The organism is Tenacibaculum holothuriorum, from assembly GCF_002120225.1.
GTDB lineage: Bacteria > Bacteroidota > Bacteroidia > Flavobacteriales > Flavobacteriaceae > Polaribacter > Polaribacter holothuriorum.
In genome coordinates this window covers 151,073-171,922 of sequence record NZ_LAPZ01000007.1, presented here as the reverse complement: position 1 = coordinate 171,922, position 20,850 = coordinate 151,073, and the positions used below count along the sequence as shown (strand labels likewise).

The 20,850-nt window shown below is 31.3% G+C and carries 19 protein-coding genes; 18 read left to right on the top strand and 1 reads right to left on the bottom strand.

Going from position 1 to position 20,850, the window contains the following annotated elements; translation table 11 throughout:
- The first annotated feature begins 63 nt into the window (after positions 1-63).
- Positions 64-444, top strand: coding sequence for a lipocalin-like domain-containing protein (locus WH52_RS09985; RefSeq protein WP_086030804.1), 381 nt, complete (start codon positions 64-66; stop codon positions 442-444).
- 37 nt (positions 445-481) lie between these two features.
- Here the strand turns inward: WH52_RS09985 and recR are convergent, their stop codons facing one another.
- Positions 482-1,099, bottom strand: a complete 618-nt coding sequence (gene recR, locus WH52_RS09980) for a recombination mediator RecR (protein WP_086030803.1) — start codon at positions 1,097-1,099, stop codon at positions 482-484.
- A 71-nt stretch (positions 1,100-1,170) separates the two neighbouring features.
- Here recR and WH52_RS09975 point away from each other — a divergent pair, with 71 nt between their 5' ends.
- The 17 genes from WH52_RS09975 to WH52_RS09895 all read left to right on the top strand — a co-directional run bounded on the left by WH52_RS09975 (position 1,171) and on the right by WH52_RS09895 (position 20,846).
- Positions 1,171-2,637: an aminoacyl-histidine dipeptidase gene (locus WH52_RS09975; RefSeq protein WP_086030802.1), complete on the top strand. Its 1,467-nt coding sequence runs from the start codon at positions 1,171-1,173 to the stop codon at positions 2,635-2,637.
- 63 nt (positions 2,638-2,700) lie between these two features.
- Positions 2,701-3,285 carry an acyl carrier protein phosphodiesterase gene (locus tag WH52_RS09970; RefSeq protein ID WP_086030801.1) on the top strand — a complete coding sequence of 195 codons (585 nt, stop codon included), beginning with the start codon at positions 2,701-2,703 and terminating at the stop codon, positions 3,283-3,285.
- A 9-nt stretch (positions 3,286-3,294) separates the two neighbouring features.
- The gene (ggt, locus tag WH52_RS09965; RefSeq protein WP_086030800.1) at positions 3,295-4,980 is read left to right on the top strand and encodes a gamma-glutamyltransferase; all 1,686 of its coding nucleotides are present in this window, start codon (positions 3,295-3,297) and stop codon (positions 4,978-4,980) included.
- An 11-nt stretch (positions 4,981-4,991) separates the two neighbouring features.
- Positions 4,992-5,861 (top strand): RluA family pseudouridine synthase, encoded by an 870-nt coding sequence (locus WH52_RS09960; RefSeq protein ID WP_086030799.1) that lies wholly within the window; start codon positions 4,992-4,994, stop codon positions 5,859-5,861.
- 44 nt (positions 5,862-5,905) lie between these two features.
- Positions 5,906-6,586 carry a tRNA (guanosine(37)-N1)-methyltransferase TrmD gene (trmD, locus tag WH52_RS09955; RefSeq protein ID WP_086030798.1) on the top strand — a complete coding sequence of 227 codons (681 nt, stop codon included), beginning with the start codon at positions 5,906-5,908 and terminating at the stop codon, positions 6,584-6,586.
- The gene (locus WH52_RS09950; RefSeq protein ID WP_086030797.1) at positions 6,576-7,334 is read left to right on the top strand and encodes a glycosyltransferase; all 759 of its coding nucleotides are present in this window, start codon (positions 6,576-6,578) and stop codon (positions 7,332-7,334) included. Before trmD ends, WH52_RS09950 begins: the two co-directional genes overlap by 11 nt.
- Positions 7,335-7,342: 8 nt before the next feature.
- The gene (locus WH52_RS09945) at positions 7,343-8,740 is read left to right on the top strand and encodes an ArnT family glycosyltransferase (RefSeq protein WP_086030796.1); all 1,398 of its coding nucleotides are present in this window, start codon (positions 7,343-7,345) and stop codon (positions 8,738-8,740) included.
- 146 nt (positions 8,741-8,886) lie between these two features.
- The gene (gene rplS, locus WH52_RS09940) at positions 8,887-9,237 is read left to right on the top strand and encodes a 50S ribosomal protein L19 (protein WP_086030795.1); all 351 of its coding nucleotides are present in this window, start codon (positions 8,887-8,889) and stop codon (positions 9,235-9,237) included.
- Between the two features lie 675 nt (positions 9,238-9,912).
- On the top strand, positions 9,913-12,138 hold the full coding sequence (locus tag WH52_RS09935; protein WP_086030907.1) for an NADP-dependent isocitrate dehydrogenase: 2,226 nt from the start codon (positions 9,913-9,915) through the stop codon (positions 12,136-12,138).
- Positions 12,139-12,220: 82 nt separating this feature from the next.
- Positions 12,221-13,036 carry an N-acetylmuramic acid 6-phosphate etherase gene (gene murQ, locus WH52_RS09930; protein WP_086030794.1) on the top strand — a complete coding sequence of 272 codons (816 nt, stop codon included), beginning with the start codon at positions 12,221-12,223 and terminating at the stop codon, positions 13,034-13,036.
- Positions 13,029-13,268 carry a DUF6095 family protein gene (locus WH52_RS09925; protein ID WP_086030793.1) on the top strand — a complete coding sequence of 80 codons (240 nt, stop codon included), beginning with the start codon at positions 13,029-13,031 and terminating at the stop codon, positions 13,266-13,268. Before murQ ends, WH52_RS09925 begins: the two co-directional genes overlap by 8 nt.
- 3 nt (positions 13,269-13,271) lie before the next feature.
- Positions 13,272-14,327: an ATP-grasp domain-containing protein gene (locus WH52_RS09920; protein WP_086030792.1), complete on the top strand. Its 1,056-nt coding sequence runs from the start codon at positions 13,272-13,274 to the stop codon at positions 14,325-14,327.
- A gap of 81 nt (positions 14,328-14,408) precedes the next feature.
- Positions 14,409-15,368, top strand: coding sequence for a hypothetical protein (locus WH52_RS09915; RefSeq protein ID WP_086030791.1), 960 nt, complete (start codon positions 14,409-14,411; stop codon positions 15,366-15,368).
- Positions 15,369-15,407: 39 nt separating this feature from the next.
- Positions 15,408-16,109: a hypothetical protein gene (locus tag WH52_RS09910; protein WP_086030790.1), complete on the top strand. Its 702-nt coding sequence runs from the start codon at positions 15,408-15,410 to the stop codon at positions 16,107-16,109.
- A 14-nt stretch (positions 16,110-16,123) separates the two neighbouring features.
- Entirely contained in the window at positions 16,124-17,437 is a 1,314-nt protein-coding gene (locus WH52_RS09905) for a hypothetical protein (RefSeq protein WP_086030789.1), read from the top strand.
- A gap of 87 nt (positions 17,438-17,524) precedes the next feature.
- Positions 17,525-19,687 (top strand): hypothetical protein, encoded by a 2,163-nt coding sequence (locus WH52_RS09900; RefSeq protein ID WP_086030788.1) that lies wholly within the window; start codon positions 17,525-17,527, stop codon positions 19,685-19,687.
- A 1-nt stretch (position 19,688) separates the two neighbouring features.
- On the top strand, positions 19,689-20,846 hold the full coding sequence (locus tag WH52_RS09895; RefSeq protein ID WP_086030787.1) for a gliding motility-associated C-terminal domain-containing protein: 1,158 nt from the start codon (positions 19,689-19,691) through the stop codon (positions 20,844-20,846).
- Positions 20,847-20,850 lie beyond the last annotated feature (4 nt).

Here is a 20,850-nt window from a genome sequence, read left to right as displayed (position 1 = left end):
AAAAACTCATCTATAATACAGTTAAGTAACATATATTAGCTGTTAAATTTAAAACAAAAAAATATGAAAAAAATCTTATTCTTATCAATTGCTATTTTAAGTATAGTCTCTTGTTCTTCAGACGATGAAAATTTTGATCCTTTTGTAGGTACTTGGGGGCTATTTTCAAGAAACAATAATGAAGTGAATGATTGTGAGAAAAGAACTACTGTCATTATTAATCAAAATGGAAGTTTTTCTTCGACATCATATGAAGAAGTAAACGGAATCTGTTCTACAGATGTTAAATCTACTGGCACATGGACAAATAAAGGAAACGGAGTATATACTACAAAAGAGAGCAGTAGCAATACCGAAGAACCTGCTAACCTAACATTTACAAACAACAACAATACCCTAATTGTTAATTTCAGTAATAGTAAAACAACTTTTAAAAGAAAGTAATAAAATAAAAAAACGAAGCCTTAGAGCTTCGTTTTTTTTAAGCCTTTAAACTATTTTCAAAAGGAATTCTGTTTACAATACTTCTCCCCAGCGTCACTTCATCTGCATACTCTAACTCATCCCCCACAGAGATTCCTCTTGCAATGGTAGAAGTTGTAATATTATATTTTTCAATCTGCTTATAAATATAAAAGTTGGTAGTATCACCCTCCATGGTAGAGCTCAAAGCGAAAATAAGTTCTTTTACTTCTCCATTCCTCACCTTTTCAACCAAGCTTTCTATTTGTAGATTTTGCGGACCAATTCCTTCTATAGGAGAAATTTTCCCTCCTAAAACATGATACAAACCTTTAAATTGTGCTGTATTTTCAATAGCCATTACATCTCTAATATCTTCCACCACACAAACAACCTCTGTATGTCTATTCGGATTTGCACATATTTCACATAAAATAGTATCAGAAATATTATGGCATTTTTTACACGATTTCACCTCATTCCTTAAAACAGACAAAGCTTCTGTTAAATACTTTGTATGCTCAGTAGGTTGTTTTAATAAATGTAATACCAAACGTAATGCTGTACGCTTTCCAATTCCAGGTAAACGACTCACTTCATTTACCGCATTTTCTAAAAGTTTAGAAGAAAAATCCATACGGCGAAATTACAATTTTAACAGCTAAAAACGTACCTTTGAAACATCAAAAATTTAACAAACAATTTAAGATGAGTTCAGAAATTAGAAACCTAGAACCTAAAGCAGTTTGGAATCATTTTGCCGATTTAAACTCGGTTCCAAGACCTTCTAAAAAAGAAGAAAAAGTAATTCAATTTATGATTGATTTTGGTAAGAAATTAAACTTACCAACCGAAGTAGATAAGGTAGGAAATGTAATTATTCGTAAACTAGCAACTACTGGTATGGAAGACAGAAAAACGGTAGTAATGCAAAGTCATTTAGATATGGTTTGTCAAAAAAATGCAGATACCGATTTTGATTTTGATTCTGAAGGAATTAAAATGTTTGTTGATGGTGATTGGGTAAAAGCACAAGGAACTACACTTGGTGCCGATAATGGTTTAGGAGTAGCTTCAATCATGGCAGTTTTATCTTCCACCGATATTGCACATCCAGCAATCGAAGCTTTATTTACTATTGATGAAGAAACAGGTATGACAGGTGCTATGGGATTAGAAGGCGGTATTTTAACAGGAGATATTTTATTGAATTTAGATACTGAAGAAGATGATGAAATTGGTATTGGTTGTGCTGGTGGTGTTGATATTACTGCTACTAGAACTTATACTGAAGAAAATACTCCAGAAAACACTACTGCTTTTGAAATTTCTGTTACTGGATTAAACGGTGGGCATTCTGGAATGGATATTCACAAAGGCTTAGGAAATGCTAATAAAATTATGAATCGTTTATTATTTGACGGATTCACAAATTACGGTTTGCGTATTACTGAAATTAACGGTGGAAGTTTACGTAACGCTATTCCGCGAGAAAGTTTTGCTACGGTTGTTATTGATACAGTTTCAAAAGAACCTTTCTTATTCGAATTTAACGAGTTGATAAATACAATTAAGAGTGAATTTGCTTCATTAGAAGAAAACTTAACCATTGAATTAAAAGAAGTAGAAACACCAAAAACGGTAATGAATTTAGGAGTTCAAGAAGGACTTATAAAAGCAATCTATACTGCTTTAAATGGCGTATACCGTATGAGTCCAGATATTGAGGATTTAGTTGAAACTTCCAACAATATCGCACGTGTAATTGTAAAAGATGGAGCTATTAAAATAGGTTGTTTAACACGTTCTTCATCAGAAACTAATAAGTGGGATTTAGCAAATTCATTACGTTCTGCTTTTGAATTAGCTGGTTTCGATGTTGAATTTTCAGGATCGTATCCTGGTTGGTTACCAAACGTAAATTCAGAAATCTTAAAAGTATTAACCGATTTATATGTAAAAATGAATGATGGAGAGCAACCTCACGTTGCCGCTTGTCACGCAGGTTTAGAATGCGGTATTTTAGGAACGAACTATCCTAATATGGATATGATTTCTTTTGGTCCAAATATCAGAGGAGCACATTCACCAGATGAACGAGCACAAATCTCATCAACTCAAAAATTCTGGAAGTATTTATTAGAAATTCTAAAGAATACTCCATCAAAAAATTAAGGATGTTAACATCTAATTTAAACCACAGCTTTTTAGTTGTGGTTTTTTGTTTACATTTATCAAATGAATTTTTTGGCGCATTTATACCTTTCTGGTAATAATAAAGAGTTAATGATTGGCAATTTTATTGCAGATCATGTAAAAGGAAGAAATTTTTCTCATTTCTCAGAAGAGATTCAAAAAGGAATTACTCTACATCGACAAATTGATAGTTTTACCGATTCCCATGAAATTGTTCGTAAAAGTAAACACAGACTACATGAAAGGTACAGACATTACGACGGAGTAATTATCGATATTTTCTACGATCATTTTTTAGCTAAAAACTGGAAGAATTATTCTGAAATTCCGTTAGGTGTTTATGTAAACTCCGTGTATCAATTACTAAATGAGAATATTAAGATACTTCCAGAAAAAACTCAAGAAATGTTACCGTATATGATTCAATATAATTGGTTGTATAATTATCAATTTGCCAAAGGAATTCAAGAAGTTCTCAACGGTATGAATCGTAGAACCAATGGTAAGTCTCAAATGAACTTAGCTACAGAAGATTTACTAAATCACTATTCCGATTTTGAAAAAGACTTTACTTCATTTTTCAAAGAATTAAAAGAATTCGCTTCACAGTACCAATTAACTGTCTAACCTATTTTTATGAAAAAACTATTTATATATAGCCTATTTGCTATTGCTATTTCTTCGTGTAAAAAGAATCCTGAAAAAATTATAGGATTAATTTCTGATAAAGCTATGGTAGTTTCTGCACGTGAAGAAGCTTCAAAAATTGGTGTTCAAATTTTAGAAAAAGGTGGAAATGCATTCGATGCAATGGCTGCTACAGAATTGGCGCTAGCAGTTGCTTATCCGTATGCAGGAAATATAGGTGGTGGTGGATTTATGGTTTATCGAAAAAACAATGGTGAAATAGGTGCATTAGATTATAGAGAAAAAGCACCTCTTTCTGCTCATAAAAACATGTACCTCGATAGCTTAGGAAATGTAATTAAAAACAAAAGCACACTGGGGGCTACTGCCGTTGGAGTACCAGGTACTGTAGCTGGTGTCTTCGCTTCACATAAAAAGTTTGGTTCTTTGCCTATTGAAGAAATTATGCAGCCAGTAATCGATTTAGCTAAACGAGGTGTTATTGTTACTCAAAAACAAGAAGACCGTATAAAAAAATACCAACATTACTTTTTACAAGCCAACAAAGACAGTATCCTTTTTGACAAAGCTTGGAAAAAAGGAGATACCATAAAATATAATGCTTTAGCAGAAACTTTAACTCGTATTCAACAAAATGGAAGAGATGAGTTTTACAAAGGAAAAACTGCAAAAAAACTAGCTTCTTTTTTACAAACCAATGGCGGCTATGTTACCGAAGAAGATTTAGCTAAATTCGAAGCTAAATGGAGAACTCCAATTACTTTTCAATATGATGATTTACGAGTAATTTCTATGTCTCCTCCTTCTAGTGGTGGAATTTGTTTAGCGCAAATAATGAACGCTATTGAACCTTTTGATTTAGACAAATTAGGACACAATACAACGAAATCTATTCAAGTAATTACAGAAGCAGAAAGAAGAGCTTATGCAGATAGAAGTCACTTTTTAGGTGATCCTGATTTTGTAAAAATCCCTATGAAAGAGTTAATATCAAAAACATACTCTAATGATAGAATGAAGAGTTTTTCATTCGAGGTTCCTACAAAATCATCAGAAGTATCTCATGGAAATATCCAAATGGTAGAAAGTGATGAAACAACCCACTACTCTATCGTAGATCAGTTCGGAAATGCTGTTTCTGTTACTACAACAATTAACGGTGCTTACGGTTCAAAATTATATTGTTCTGAATTAGGTTTCTTCCTTAATAATGAAATGGATGATTTTAGCAGTAAACCAGGTGTACCTAATATGTTTGGTTTAATTGGTGCTGAAGCCAATGAAATTGAACCAGAAAAACGTATGCTAAGTTCTATGACTCCAACAATTGTTGAGAAAAATGACAAACTATGGATGGTTGTTGGAACTCCAGGTGGTTCTACAATTATCACTTCAGTATTACAAACTATTTTAAATGTTCACGAACACAAAATGGGAATGCAAGAAGCTATTAATCAACCACGTTTTCATCATCAATGGTTACCCGATGTGATTAAAATGGAACCTAACGGATTTCAACAAGAAGTGAAAAATGAGTTACAACAATTAGGATATACTTTAGACGAAACAAACTCACCTGTAATTGGTAAAGTTGAAGGAATTTTAGTATTACCTAACGGAAAATTAGAAGGAGGTGCTGATCCTCGTGGAGATGATAAAGCCGCTGGATTTTAATCTATTTTTAATTGAAAGAAAAATCAATCATAGAATCTCATTTAGTTCCTGAATTAGAAACTCCTATTCGTTTACAAGAATATGGTGTAGGCATTTTTAAAACTTTACCTACAAAATCGGGATTTAAAAAAGCTATTAAAAAAGAGTTAATTTTTGTCAATGATACAATTGGAACTACAGCATTATTTATTAAAGGTGGAGAAACTATTACTTTATACCAAGTTAATGAACTCCCAAAAGCTATTGACAAATTAAAAGTTCCTTTAAAAGTTCATTATGAAGATGATTTTTTAGCTGTTATTGAAAAACCTCCCGGAGTTGTGGTAAGCGGTAATAGTTTTGTGACTATTTATAATGCGTTACCTCAAAACTTACAAAAGAGTACGCAGCCTGATGCTATTCGCCCCACTCCTATTCACCGATTAGATTATCCCACAAGTGGTTTATTATTAATTGGAAAAACGAGTTCTAGTATCAGAATTTTATCCAAACTTTTTGAAAATAAAGAAATTCGAAAGGCTTACTACGCTATCAGCATTGGTAAAATGGAATCTGAAGACGAGATTAACCTTCCTTTAGAAAATAAAAAAGCTATTACTCAGTTTAAAGTAGAACAAACAGTAATTTCAGAACGTTTTGAGTTTTTAAACCTAGTACAACTTTTTCCTATAACAGGAAGAAAACATCAACTAAGAAAACATTTATTTTCAATTGGAAATCCGATTTTAGGAGATCGAGAATATCATTTAAAAGATAAGCTGTTAAAAGGTAAAGGTTTGTATTTACATGCAAATTCCTTACAATTTACACATCCTTTCACCCAAGAAAAGCTAATAATTACATCTGAACTTCCTAAAAAATTTAAAAAGATTTTTCCTTAATATTTATCTATTCAAATTCATAAGAAAACACCTACTTTTGCACTATGCGAATTGATATTATAACTGTAGAACCCGATTTAATAAAAAGTCCTTTTGAAAACTCTATGATGAAAAGAGCTATCGAAAAAGGATTGGCAGAGGTACATTTTCATAATTTAAGAGAATACGGAATTGGTAATTACCGACAAGTAGACGACTATCAATTTGGTGGTGGCGCTGGTATGGTTTTAATGATTAAACCTATTTCTGAGTGTATTGAAAAGTTATTAGCTGAACGTAGTTATGATGAGATCATTTATATGACTCCAGATGCAAAAACGTTAAATCAAGCAACTGCAAACACGCTTTCCTTAAAAGAAAATATTCTTATTTTAACAGGGCATTACAAAGGTGTCGATCAACGTGTAAGAGATAAATATGTTACCAAAGAAATTTCTATTGGCGACTATGTTTTAACAGGTGGAGAATTAGCTGCAGCGGTTTTATGCGATGCTGTTATTCGATTAATCCCAGGAGTTCTGGGAGATGAAACATCAGCATTAACTGATAGTTTTCAAGACAATTTACTTTCGCCTCCTGTTTACACAAGACCTTCAGAATTTGACGGAATGAAAGTTCCTGAAGTATTACTTTCGGGTAATTTTCCAAAAATTGAAGAGTGGCGAAGTGAACAAGCTTATAAACGTACACAAGAAATAAGACCCGATTTATTAGATGATAACTAATAATTCTAATACATATCAATTAGTTATTGTAGTACCTTGTTATAATGAAGAAACAAGGTTACCTATTCAACAGTTTAAAAGCTTTGTTGAACAAAAAGAAAACAATAACATTCTTATTTGCTTTGTTAATGATGGTTCGCAAGACAATACCAATGAAGTTTTACAACGATTGTCTGAAGAACACCCAGCATCTATTACTTTTTTATCCTTAAAAGAAAATGTTGGAAAAGCTGAAGCGGTAAGAAAAGGATTTCTTCATTGTAATGAACATTTTTGTTATGATAAAATTGCTTACTTAGATGCCGATTTAGCTACTTCTTTAGAAGAATGTATTCGAGTAAGTAACTTTGTAAATGATGAAGTAATTTTTGCTTTCGGATCAAGAATTTCTAAACTCGACAACAATATAAAAAGAAAGTTTTATCGCTTTTTTATAGGAAGAATTATCGCTACTCTTATTTCCTTACAATTAAGACTAAAAGTTTACGATACTCAATGTGGCTGTAAAGTTTTTAAAACAGATTTAGTTCCTTCAGTTTTTAAAAACAGTTTTATATCAAAATGGTTATTTGATGTTGAAATTTTTCATCGATTAATTAAAATGTATGGTAGAAAACAACTTCATACACTTACTAAAGAAGTTCCTTTAAAAGCTTGGTTGGACACCGATGATTCTAGAGTTGAATTTACATACATGTTCAAACTTTGGTTCGATTTACTTGCTATAGGAAGACAATATAAAAAATAACTACTCTTATGAATACTCCATTTTTTAAGAAACACTTTTTTACTATATCGGTACTTTTATTAATTCTTTTAAGATTAGTATTAAACAGTGGTATTCCTTTAATGGATAAAACCGAAGCTCGTTATGCAGAAATAGCTCGTATAATGGCTGAAACGAACGATTATATAACTCCACAAATAGATTATAATGTTCCTTTTTGGGCAAAACCACCACTTTCTACTTGGTTATCGGCTTTAAGTATAGAAATTTTCGGTTCAAATGAATTTGCTGTAAGGTTACCTTATTTGATCTTATCAATCATTATTATATTTTTAATCGGTAAATATGCTAAGAGAGAAGATTTACCTTTTTATTTACCTGGATTCATCGCCTTAACTATTCCTGAATTTTTAATTCATGCTGGGGTAGTTTCTACAGATACATCACTAATGTTTTGTGTTTCATTAGTTATGCTATCCTTTTGGGAAGGAATGCACAACAACGAGAATAAAATATGGAAACATTTAGCTTTTGTCGGAATAGGGCTAGGACTTTTAGCTAAAGGACCAATCGTTTTAATCTTAACGCTTCCGCCAATATTTTTTTGGTCACTTTATACCAAATCATTTTTTAAAATATTTAAACAATTCAACTTTTTTACAGGAATAGCTATAATTGCCATTATCGCTTTACCTTGGTATTATTTAGCAGAACAAAAAACACCGGGTTTTATCGATTACTTTATAGTTGGAGAACATTTTAAACGTTTTTTCGATAGCTCTTGGAGTGGTGATAAATACGGATTTCCAAAACAGCAGCCTTTAGGTATGATTTGGTTATTCTTATTAGCTTTTGCCTTACCTTGGATTCAAGTTATCATAGGAAAAATTTGGAAACATAAAACTGATATCAAAAACAATTCTTGGGTTATCTTTTTGTTCTTTTGGTTATTATGGACACCTATTTTCTTCACCATTTCTAAAAGTTTAATCCATCCGTATATAATGCCAATAATGGTTCCTATTGCTTTATTAGTAACCCATTTCTGGAAAAATATTAAACAACAAAAACTTGTCATTGGTATTTCTTTAGTCATACCAATTTTAGCGCTATTTGCTTTTATTTATGGAAGCTTTTCTAATAAAATTGAAACCTTATCTAATACAGATAAATATTTAATAGAACAAAATATTAAAGACGATACAGTTATTTATTTTCATCCAGAAAAAAGTTACTCAAGTCAATTCTATTCAAAAGGAAAAATCAAAAATATTTCAGAAGAAGAATTAATTCAATTAATAAACAACAGTACTCCTTTTTACTTAGTTCTTCCAAAAAACCAAGAAAAAAACACTTTAAATATCATTGGTAAAAAGCTTATTATGGTTGATGAGAACAAAAAAAACAAGCTATTTAGAACTAAATAACTATATTTCAACCTTGTAGAATCAAAATATTTATACAATAAATTCTTTGAATTAATTAAAAATTTCTAAATTTGCAGCCACAAAATCAACCTCTGACGAAAATCGTGCATGTTGCTTTTGATTAACACCATATAAATATTTATAAAATGGAATCTTTAATTAAATTTGTTCAAGACGAATTTGTAACAAAAAACGAATTACCAGAATTTGGAGCTGGAGACACTATTACTGTTTACTATGAAATTAAGGAAGGTAATAAAACTCGTACTCAGTTCTTTAGAGGAGTTGTTATTCAAAAAAGAGGAAGCGGTTCTTCTGAAACATTTACAATCAGAAAAATGTCTGGTACTGTAGGTGTAGAGCGTATTTTCCCAATTAACTTACCATCTATTCAAAAAATTGAAATTAACAAGAAAGGTAAAGTTCGTAGAGCTCGTATCTACTACTTTAGAGGTCTTACTGGTAAGAAAGCAAGAATTAAAGAAAGAAGAAACTAAGAAACTCTTAGTTCTTACACATTATAAAAGCAATATGATTTCCATCATATTGCTTTTTTTATTAACAATTGTTAAAAACACCAGTTCATAACTTGTTGATTTTTAAAATGTTAATATTTACTTTTAATTAAATTCCATTCTTATATTTGGTACAGATTTTACTAAGAAACATCAAAACTTAGTAATTTATAAAGTAACGTTCTTTATATATATGGTTTTTAAACGTAGTATTTCCTACTAGTTGATTTAGGATAGAGTTATAAAATATTTTTGTGATTTATAACTTTAAAAATACAAGCAAATTATTTGATTAGTTAAGCTTGGAGTTCGTTTAAAAACTTTGGAACATATGTATTTTAATAAGTAGAATGCTTGTAAAATAGTAATGTTCCAATTTTTGAAGCTAATCATCAATCTACGTAGTGTAGTTGGTTCTAAGTAAAAGTTAGCTTCGGAGAAAGCCATGTCAGGATAAGAAATTATTTGATATGGCTTTTATTTTTAATAACACTTTCTCATTTTAAGCTTTTATTTTTATCATATTTTTAATTAAAGAGACTAATTAATAACAATTTAGCATTAAAAATCTCGCTTTGAATGCTTAAATTTGCACCGCTTCAAAACAAAAATTTATCGTTAAATATTACACACTTTGGTGTGTTAAAACATAAACATATGAGTAAAACAGCTAAAATTATGTATACTAAAACGGATGAAGCACCAGCTTTGGCTACTCGTTCGTTTTTACCAATTGTAAAAGCTTTTACAAAATCTTCAAATATTGAAATTGAAGTTAAAGATATCTCTTTAGCAGGTCGTATTCTTGCTAATTTTTCTGACATGTTACCAGAAGACCAACGTGTAGAAGATGCTTTAGCTTTCTTAGGTGAGTTAGCAACTAAACCAGAAGCTAACATTATTAAATTGCCTAATATTTCTGCTTCTGTTCCTCAGTTAAAAGCTGCGGTTGCAGAATTACAAGCTCTAGGATATGCATTACCAGATTATCCAGAAGATGTAGAAACTGAAGAAGACAAAGTAATTTTAGCTCGTTATAATAAAGTAAAAGGTTCTGCTGTAAACCCAGTATTACGTGAAGGAAATTCTGATCGTCGTGCTCCAAAAGCAGTAAAAAATTACGCTAAGAAAAATCCACACAGAATGGGTGCTTGGAGTTCAGATTCTAAAACACACGTTTCTACTATGACTGATGGAGATTTTGCTCATAGTGAAAAATCTGCTACTGTTCCTGCAGCTACTAATGTTCAAATCGTTCACACAGACGCAAACGGAACAAAAACTGTCTTAAAAGAAAAAGTAGCATTATTAGAAGGTGAAGTAATTGATGCTGCTGTAATGAGTAAAAAAGCTTTGTTAGCCTTCTTAGGTGAGCAAGTAAAAGATGCTAAAGACAAAGGTGTTTTGTTCTCTTTACACATGAAAGCTACTATGATGAAGGTGTCAGACCCTATTATTTTTGGTCATGCAGTACGTACTTTCTTCAAAGATTTATTTGAAAAACATGGAGAAACTTTCGAAGAAATTGGAGTTGATGTAAACAACGGATTCGGAAACTTACTAAGTAATTTAGAAGAAGTTTCAGCAGAAAAAAAAGCTGAAATCTTAGCAGATATTGAAGCTATTTACGCTCAAAATCCTGATGTAGCTATGGTAGATTCTGATAAAGGAATTACGAACTTACACGTACCATCAGACGTTATTATTGATGCTTCTATGCCAGCAATGATTCGTACTTCGGGACAAATGTGGAATAAAGAAGGAAATCAACAAGATACAAAAGCTGTAATTCCTGATAGTTCTTACGCTTCATTATACCAAGCAACTATCGAATTCTGTAAAGAACATGGTGCTTTCGACCCAACTACCATGGGAACTGTACCTAACGTTGGTTTAATGGCTAAAAAAGCTGAAGAATATGGTTCTCATGATAAAACATTCCAAATTGCTTCAAACGGAACTGTTGAAGTTGTAGATGCAAACGGAACTACGCTAATTTCTCACAATGTTGAGGAAGGAGATATCTGGAGAATGTGTCAAACTAAAGATGCTCCAGTGCAAGACTGGGTAAAATTAGCAGTAACTAGAGCGAAAGCGACTCAAACTCCTGCTGTTTTCTGGTTAGACAAAAACAGAGCTCACGATGCTGAGTTAATCAAGAAAGTTGAAACTTATTTACCAAACCACGATACTACTGGATTAGAAATCCATATTATGTCTGTTGCTGAAGCTACTAAATTTACTTTAGAAAGAACTAAAGCTGGCAAAGACACTATATCAGTAACTGGTAACGTATTACGTGATTACTTAACAGATTTATTCCCAATTTTAGAATTAGGTACTTCTGCTAAAATGTTATCTATTGTTCCATTAATGAATGGTGGTGGATTATTTGAAACTGGTGCTGGTGGTTCTGCTCCAAAGCACGTTCAACAGTTTGTAAAAGAAAATCACTTACGTTGGGATTCTTTAGGAGAATTTTTAGCTTTAGCGGTTTCTTTAGAGCACTTAAGCGAAACAAATAACAACGCTAAAGCAAAAGTATTAGCAGATGCTTTAGACGAGGCTATCGAAACTTTATTAGACAACAAAAAATCACCTTCTCGTAAGGCTGGTGAGTTAGATAACAGAGGTTCTCATTTCTATTTAGCAATGTACTGGGCGCAACAATTAGCTTCTCAAAATACTGATGCTGAATTAAAAGCACAGTTTGCATCAGTTGCAGACGCTTTTGCAGCAAATGAAGCTACTATTGTAGATGAATTAAATCAAATTCAAGGAGATGCGGTAAATATTGGCGGATATTACGAACCAAAAGATGAGTTAGCAGATGCTGCAATGCGTCCTAATAACACATTAAACTCAATCTTAGCTAAGATTTAATAAGAATTAAGAAATATAATTTCGTTTTAAAGCAGACTCAAATGAGTCTGCTTTTTTATTGTTTTATATGTACATTTGAAACATGGATTTTATTAAAACTACAGAACAAGATTCTAACTATAATAATTTAGAAAACATGAGTATTTCTGAATTATTAACCAACATAAATAACGAAGACAAAACCGTTCCTTTAGCAGTTGAAAAATCGTTACCACAAATAAAGAAACTAATAGAACAAATTGTTGAAAAGTTAAAAAATGGTGGACGTCTATTTTATATGGGAGCTGGAACTAGTGGACGCTTAGGAGTTGTTGATGCAAGTGAATGCCCTCCAACTTTCGGTGTTCCTCATGAGTTAGTTGTTGGATTAATTGCTGGCGGTGATTCAGCAATTAGAAAAGCTGTTGAGTTTGCAGAAGATTCTACCGAACAAGGTTGGAAAGATTTACAAGAACATAATATCTCAGAAAACGATGTTGTTGTAGGTATTGCTGCTTCGGGTACCACACCATATGTAATTTCAGCATTAGAAAAATGTAATCAAGAGAATATAGTAACGGGTTGTATTACTTGTAATAATGATAGTCCGTTGGCACTTACTGCTCAATTTCCCATAGTAGTAATTGTTGGTCCTGAGTTTGTTACGGGTAGCTCAAGAATGAAAGCAGGTACTGCTCAAAAATTAGTATTAAATATGCTTTCAACCGCAACCATGATTCAATTAGGAAAAGTAAAAGGAAATAAAATGGTTGACATGCAATTATCTAACAATAAATTAGTAGATAGAGGTGTTCGTATGTTAGTTTCTGAATTAAATATCGACCAAGAAACTGCAAGTAATTTGTTAACTCAATATGGTAATGTAAGAGAAGCCATTAAAAATTATAGAAATGAGTAAACCAAAAACTATTGAAACTGGAGTTAAACAAATTTTAATTTTATTAGGTCTTTTAATAGCATCGCCATTAGTAGTAAGCTTTGGTGTGAAAGCTTTAAGGGTTTACAAAGAGAGTCCTGAAAACATAATTGCGTATATTTTACTAACTTTAGGTACTTTGTTAGTTTTATTTACTGTGTATTATGGTTTTAGAACCTTTAAAACATTATTAGATATTCTTTTTAATAGTTAACGTTTGAAAACACAATCGGCCACATTAGAAAAAGTTTTTAATTGGGAGCATTGGCCTTCTTCAATGTTTTATGTTCCTAACCTCCCCTATGCTTTTTACTTAGCATTAAAAGCCCGAAGCTTAACATTTTTTACGGCTGCAAATCCTGCTATTAAAAGTTCTGGAAATGGCACAGAAAGTAAATACAAAACAATTCAATTAGTACCAGAAAAATATAGACCAAAATCTGTTTTAGTAAAGCCTAATTCAAATTTTGATAATGTTGTAAAAGAGCTACTGCAAAATAAAATCACTTACCCTTTAATTGCAAAACCAGATATTGGTTTTAGAGGCTTATTGGTAAAAAAAATATATTCAGAAGTTGAATTAAAAAAATATTTAGAAAAATATCCTTTAGATATTATTATTCAGGAGTTTTTAGATTATGAAAATGAGTGTGGTATTTTTTACCACAGACTTCCTAATTCAAAAACAGGTAAAATTACCTCTTTAACTCTAAAACAATTTATTACCGTAACTGGCAACGGAATTAATACTCTAGAAGAATTGATTTTAACTGATGAAAGAGCCAAATTGTATATCGATTTGTTTAAAGATATTCATCAAGAAACTCTGTATAAAGTTCCATCAAAAGACAAAATTGTAAAATTAACCGCGATTGGAAACCATTCAAAAGGAACACAATTCATTAATGGAAATCATTTAATCTCTGAAAAATTAGAAGCTACTTTTGATGAATTAAATAAGAATATTGAAGGCTGGTATTATGGAAGAATTGACTTAAAATACAACACTTTTGAAAACTTAGAAAACGGTTCTGACTTTAAAGTTATTGAGATAAACGGAATTATTGCAGAACCAACACATATTTATGATAGTGAGAACTATAGTTACTTTAAAGCTTTAAAATCAATAAGAAATCATTGGAAAAATTTATTTGAAATATCTTCAATAAATCACTCAGAAAAAAAGACTCCTTACATTAGTCCTTTTGTTTTTTTGAAAGAAATGTTTCAATTGAAAGGTTATGTTTCAAATATTAAAAAACTAAATACTTAAACTATACGTGACCAAACCAAAAACACTGTGTCTAATTAAAAAAAAAGTATTAATATTGTAATAACAATCCCCCAATCAAATATGAAGTTTAAATCCCTAATACTACTTCTTATTTTTTCTACATTATCTATTTACTCTCAAGTAAAAATTGGGGATAATCCTTCGTCTATACATAATGCTTCAATATTAGAATTAGAAAGTTCTGATAAAGTATTAGTTATTACTAGAGTATCTACCGCTCAAATGAATGCTATTACACCTAGTAATGGAGCTTTAGTTTATAATACCGATACTAATTGCATTTATTATTATAATACATCATGGAATAGCTTGTGTAATTCATCTACAAAAGTTACTACTGCTAATACGCCTCCAACAGGTAATAATACTGGTGATTTTTGGATAGATAGTTCAAACAATAATTCTGTAAACTTATGGAACGGTACTTCATGGGTTTCTATAGATAATAATCCTTCTAGAGGTAACGGACCTCCTATGCTAAACACTTCTTTAACTCCTATTGCTGGAGATGTTTATGTTGATCAATCTAACGGAAGAATATATGCATACAATGGAACTAATTGGGTCGCTGCTGGGAATAATTCTGGTGGTAATACCAATATTAATGCAACTAATGGTTTAAATTCAGTTACAAATAGTTCTGGTACTACCATTGAATTGGGAGGTGTATTAATAAAACCTACAATTATTGAGACTTCTGCAATAAACACACTGGCTATTACTGGTTTATTAAACGGTAACACAAACGAAGATGATATTGTAACTGTTAATAGAACTACTGGTGTACTTAGAAAAGTAAGTACTTCTAACTTATTAAGAGAAGAAATAACTGAAATAACAGCAACCAATGGTCAACTAGAATTTACAGGATTAAATCTTAGAGGAGCCACTGATAAAATATCTGTATATCGAAATGGAGTAAGAATTAGTTTCACCATAAAGAATAATACAACAATAGAAATAGAACCTGAAGCCATTTGCTATCAAGGAGATCAAATTAGAATAGTACAATTTTATTAAAAATAAAACCCTCAAACATTAAAAAGCAATTTTTATATTATGAAAACAATTACAAACAAATTTAAATTAGCGTTAGCTGCAATTGGTTTATTAGCCATCGGGTCTGTTAATGCCCAACAAACATCTGGTAATGTTACAAAACAAGATGGTGTAAACTACGGTACAACCGCTTTAGGTGGATCTATCAAAGTAATAGATAATAAAGGTACAATCAAATACTTACAAGTTAAAAATGGTTTAACTCAATTAACTAATACTACAGGTGATGTAACTACTACCACATGGCAATTAGGAGGTTCTTTAACAGACGACACAACCATAACACTTGGTAGTCAATCATTTACATTAGATGGAGCTGAAGTTCGTTTATCAGGAACAGATGCTGTAGATACTACTACTGAATCTGCTGCTACATCAGCAACAGCTACAACTGGTTACATGCTTTTAACTAGAGATCAAGCTAATGGGAAAGTTAAAAGATTATTATTAAGTGATTTAATTCAAAGCGTACAAGCTACTGTTGAAGTATCTAATACAACTACAGATTTAACATATACAACTTCTTTTGAAGCTCCTTTAAATAAAATTTTTGTATTTAGAAACGGTGCTAAATTAAGAGCTGGACAAGACTACACTGTATCTGGAACTACTATTACTTTAGTCCCAGAAACAGATAATACAAGTAGAAACTACTGGACTTTAATGAATGGAGATGAAATAGAATATCAATATTCTAAATAATCTTAGCCTATTTAATGCCTAAAAACATTAAACATATAAAACCTTTTATACTAACTTGTGCACTAGCTTTATTTTTATTTTCAAAAGCTAGTGCGCAACAAGTTAGAGTTATTGATAATAAAGGTACAATACAAAGCGTCAACAACAACAATGTTACTTCGTCTAATACAGCTCCTACAAATCCTATAGAAGGAGATGTTTGGTTTGACACTAATTCTTCTCCCACTACAATAAAAATTTGGGATGAACAATTTGGACCAAGTGGGGATTGGCGTAATCTTAGTGACGCAATCGGTGAATGGAAGTTATCCGGAAATTCGGGTACTAATTCATCAACCAACTTTTTAGGTACTACTGATGCCCAAGATTTAGTTTTAAGAGCTGGGAATGTTGAAAAGTTGAGAATAACCAACGATAGAGGACAAGTAAGAATTAATCAAGCTCCTGTTTTCAATAATCATCCTTTAGTTATTAGGGCAAATGGTGATGATGTTTTGGCATTTCAAGATAATACAGGAACTCCACGTTGGCATTGGAATTTACTATCAAACGGTTTAAACTTTGTAGAAAGTAATGTTCTTGATTTCAGACTTTTTTTAGAAAATGGTGGTAATGTTGGTATAAATACCAATGATCCTACAGAGCGCTTAGATGTTAATGGAAAACTAAGAGTTAGAGACATTACTACTGTAATCACAAATAATGAAATTTTAACAACAGACTCTAATGGTGTAGTTGAAAAAAAAGCTTTAGTAGCAACTGAAACTAATAATCAAATTACAACCGGAGCTAATGGAGGTATATATTTAGGACCAACAGTCTTTACTGGATCTTTTACTATAAGCGCTCCAGTTGGCACAAATGATACTACAACTTTTCTTCAAACTATACCTGGTTTACCTTTTCAACCATCGCAAATAACTTTTGTTGCACACCCTAACATAGAAAGCTTAGAACCCGACACAGATGCTAATAATGGAGTAGGTAATAATACTGCCACTCTACAAAATACGTTTGGAACCATGAACGGTTTTGCTAATAACTCAAGTGGAACATTAACACAAGCTACTATGTTTGTTGGAGGTAGTGGTACTTCTATTAATAATATTTCTAGATATTCTTCAAACGATTACTGTATAGGTATACGTTATACAGATCAAAATGCACGAGATTTAGGAAAAATTCGTGCTTCTTTAAACTCTTTTAACGCAAGTGGATTTATACTTAGCGTAACTTATAATATAGGTGCAGCTGGTACCGGTAATTTAGCTTTTAGAAGACAAATTTTTAATGAAGATTTAGTAGTATTCTATACAGCTTATAAATAAAAATTACAGTTTTATGTTTTTCTGATAAAAAACAATAAATCAAATTTTACCTAACACACAATACATTAGTTTTTACTATTATAGAATATGAAGAAGCATTTTATTTATAATTATAATATAACAATTAAGTTTATCTTAATTATTTTTTTATATCATAATATAATTAATGCTCAAGAAGTTAGAGTTATAGATAACAAAGGAACTAGACAAATTGTAAATAACAACAATGTATTTACAAGTGCTACAGATCCTAATATTCCAACTCAAATAGCCGTAGAAAATGATATTTGGTTTGATACTAGTACTACTCCCAATACTTTTAGAATTTGGGACGATACTACTTCTACATGGTTAAATATTAGTGCAACCTCTAGTGGTTGGTTAATTAATGGAAATTCTGGCACTACAAATACTAATTTTTTAGGTACTATTGATGATGTTAGAATGCAAATTCGTTCATTCAATATTCCAATTTTAGAATTTGGAAGACGAGGCACTCTTGGCTTAGTTGATGCTGGAAGAACCGATTATGATAATGCTAATCAGTCTTTAGTATATGTTAATGGTGAAAATGGGGTTTCTGCACTGCAATTTAAAGCTGATGGTGCAGCTTTTTACAACCCTATTTTTTTTACTACTCCTAACGGAAGTTTTAGATTAAAAGGAAGTTCTGGAGTAAGTGATTTCTTTGAAATAGGTTCTGCAGGTCCAAATAATGATGGACGATTAGAATTCATCATAGCCGATGATGGTAATGAACCTATTGTTTTTAAACGTTTTGATTATAGAAGCGGAGAATTCTATAGAGAGTTTTTTAGAGTTCAAGGTTCTAATGCTACTGAGAATGCAAAAACACGTTTTGGAATTAATATTAACCAAAACAACTACCCTGTTAGTGGAAATATCACAGCAGCTTCAAATGGTGGAAGTCCTGCAAAGGTAATGGCTAACTCTACTTTTCAAGTAGAAGGATCTATTTCTAAATCTATTCAAGATGTTTCTAGTAATTTAACTTTAACAGAAGATCATCACACAATTTCTGTTACAGCTAATGCTACAATTACTTTTCCTGCAGCGAATAGTTGTGAAGGAAGAATATATGTAATAAAAAATATTTCTGGTGGAACTATCAATAGTTCAAATTACCAAAATCAGGCTAATACAACTACTTCAACAATAGCTAATAATTCTGTCATTAGAATTCAAAGTGATGGAACAAATTGGATTAGTATAAACAACAATAATTCATCTACTAACAACAACTGGAGTTTAACTGGTAACTCAGGAACTAATCCTACTAGTAACTTTGTAGGTACTATAGATGCTCAAGATTTAGTTTTAAGAACTAATAATACAGAAGCTTTACGTATAAATCAAACAAATCAGTATGTAGGTATTGGTATCACTCCTACTAGCCCTTTACATATTAGTGAAGATCTACCAGATGGTGTTGGTATTCTTAGAGTTCAAGGCACAGAACCTGATATCATTTTTAATGATACTAATGGAGGTTTCAACACATTTACTTTTGAAAATGCTGGTACTCCAAGATTTGCTTTCGGTAGAAGGAATACTAATGCTTTTTATATCACAAGAAATGATGGAACTTGGCATGATGAAACCTTCAACATATTAAACAACAATGGTTTTGTTGGACTGAATACTGATGCTCCAACTGAGCGATTAGATGTTAATGGAAAATTAAGAGTTAGAACACTAGATGATCAAACTGCTTTAACTAATACAATAGTAACTGCAACCACAACAGGTGTAATTGAAAAATCAAAAATAAATTTTGGTGCTCGCTGGACTAATGCAGATACAACTACTGATTTAAACGTTGACAACACTTCTGCCCCTATTTTTGGTACACAAGACTATAATGATGATACTACTTTATATTCTATAACAAACTCAAGAGAGTTAGAAGTAGCCGAAACCGGTCGCTATGATATTAGAGCAAATATATCATTAATCGCAAATGACACCTCTGGCTCTAGTGAAAGAACAAATGTTAATGCTCGAATATTTGTAAATGGAAATGCTATTGGTGCTATAGCATCAACAGGATATATTAGGTTTAGACCTAATACAGATAGGCATGAACAATCTAGTCTTCATTTAAGTGAAATCCTTCAACTAAACGCAGGTGATGTAGTTACAATTAGAACTTTTAGAGAAGCTAATGTTGGTATAGTTAATTTTAGCGGAGCAAATGAATCTACTGTAATGATTAACAAACTTTATTAATATGAAAAAAGAACTAACATTTTTAATTTACTTTTTTTCACTAATTGTTTGTGCTCAAACTGCTTTTCAGAACAATGGTAATGTAAGGATCCATTCTGATGGGAAAATAGGTTTTCACACCAACCTTGTTAATAATGGAGATTTTACCAATAATTTAGGTTTTGCTGGTTTTTACGCTTTAAATGAAATAAGAACTGTATCGGGTAGCCAAAGAGCTGAATTTTTCGATGTAGATATAGATGCTTTAAATAATTTAGAATTACAAACATCACTTGGAATTACTAACGATTTATCTTTTATCTCTGGTAAAGTAATAACTCCTAGAAATAATAAAAACATTTCTTTAGACTTTATAAACTATCGTTTGTATGCTGGTGAAGGAGATGCTAATCATGTTGACGGTTACAGTTCTATTATTAGTGATACTGAATTTACTTTTCCTATTGGAGATGATGATAGACTTAGAGTAATGCGAATTCCAGATCAAAACAGTATTACAATATTCAAAGGAGCTTATTATTTTTCGGACCCTAATTCAACTCAACCTAACTTTTCTAATAATACTTTCACAACTTCTGAAAAGCAAATTTTCTTACAAAACATAAGTAATATTGAATTTTGGGATTTAGATGGAAGTGCAGAAACCACGGTTACACTTACTTGGGATAATCAAAGTGACATTACTACAATTACTAATGATTTAAGACAATTAAGAGTTGTTGGCTGGAACGAAACTGAACAAAAATGGATTGATTTAGGTCAATCTAATATTAATGGTGATTTAAATCAAGGAGAAATTACTTCAAACATATTTATTCCTAATGATTATGTCGTTATTACATTAGGCTCTGCTGCTAATACAGACGATTTAGCTAATGATAATATATACATAAGCCCTAACGGAGATGGTAAAAACGATGTGTTAGTTTTTGAAGGTTTAGAACAATACAAGCAAAATAATTTAGAAATATTTAATCGTTGGGGAAATAGTGTTTACAAAACTGTAAATTACACTAACAACTGGGGAGGAATTTCTAACAATCCTAATACAGTTGATGTAAAAGATGGATTACCAACAGGAACTTATTTTTACATCCTTAAGTTTGGAAATTCAGAACTTGATAAAGTTTTAAAAGGTTGGGTTTATATAACTCGATAAACTT

What these genes read in the sequence shown, in the direction of transcription:
- recR (WP_086030803.1), bottom strand. Translation starts at nt 1,099, where the DNA reads ATGGATTTTTCTTCTAAACTTTTAGAAAATGCGGTAAATGAAGTGAGT.
- WH52_RS09970 (WP_086030801.1), top strand. Translation starts at nt 2,701, where the DNA reads ATGAATTTTTTGGCGCATTTATACCTTTCTGGTAATAATAAAGAGTTA.
- WH52_RS09915 (WP_086030791.1), top strand. Translation starts at nt 14,409, where the DNA reads ATGAAGTTTAAATCCCTAATACTACTTCTTATTTTTTCTACATTATCT.
- WH52_RS09975 (WP_086030802.1), top strand. Translation starts at nt 1,171, where the DNA reads ATGAGTTCAGAAATTAGAAACCTAGAACCTAAAGCAGTTTGGAATCAT.
- WH52_RS09895 (WP_086030787.1), top strand. Translation starts at nt 19,689, where the DNA reads ATGAAAAAAGAACTAACATTTTTAATTTACTTTTTTTCACTAATTGTT.
- WH52_RS09950 (WP_086030797.1), top strand. Translation starts at nt 6,576, where the DNA reads ATGATAACTAATAATTCTAATACATATCAATTAGTTATTGTAGTACCT.
- ggt (WP_086030800.1), top strand. Translation starts at nt 3,295, where the DNA reads ATGAAAAAACTATTTATATATAGCCTATTTGCTATTGCTATTTCTTCG.
- WH52_RS09905 (WP_086030789.1), top strand. Translation starts at nt 16,124, where the DNA reads ATGCCTAAAAACATTAAACATATAAAACCTTTTATACTAACTTGTGCA.
- WH52_RS09925 (WP_086030793.1), top strand. Translation starts at nt 13,029, where the DNA reads ATGAGTAAACCAAAAACTATTGAAACTGGAGTTAAACAAATTTTAATT.
- murQ (WP_086030794.1), top strand. Translation starts at nt 12,221, where the DNA reads ATGGATTTTATTAAAACTACAGAACAAGATTCTAACTATAATAATTTA.
- trmD (WP_086030798.1), top strand. Translation starts at nt 5,906, where the DNA reads ATGCGAATTGATATTATAACTGTAGAACCCGATTTAATAAAAAGTCCT.
- rplS (WP_086030795.1), top strand. Translation starts at nt 8,887, where the DNA reads ATGGAATCTTTAATTAAATTTGTTCAAGACGAATTTGTAACAAAAAAC.
- WH52_RS09945 (WP_086030796.1), top strand. Translation starts at nt 7,343, where the DNA reads ATGAATACTCCATTTTTTAAGAAACACTTTTTTACTATATCGGTACTT.
- WH52_RS09900 (WP_086030788.1), top strand. Translation starts at nt 17,525, where the DNA reads ATGAAGAAGCATTTTATTTATAATTATAATATAACAATTAAGTTTATC.
- WH52_RS09910 (WP_086030790.1), top strand. Translation starts at nt 15,408, where the DNA reads ATGAAAACAATTACAAACAAATTTAAATTAGCGTTAGCTGCAATTGGT.
- WH52_RS09985 (WP_086030804.1), top strand. Translation starts at nt 64, where the DNA reads ATGAAAAAAATCTTATTCTTATCAATTGCTATTTTAAGTATAGTCTCT.
- WH52_RS09935 (WP_086030907.1), top strand. Translation starts at nt 9,913, where the DNA reads ATGAGTAAAACAGCTAAAATTATGTATACTAAAACGGATGAAGCACCA.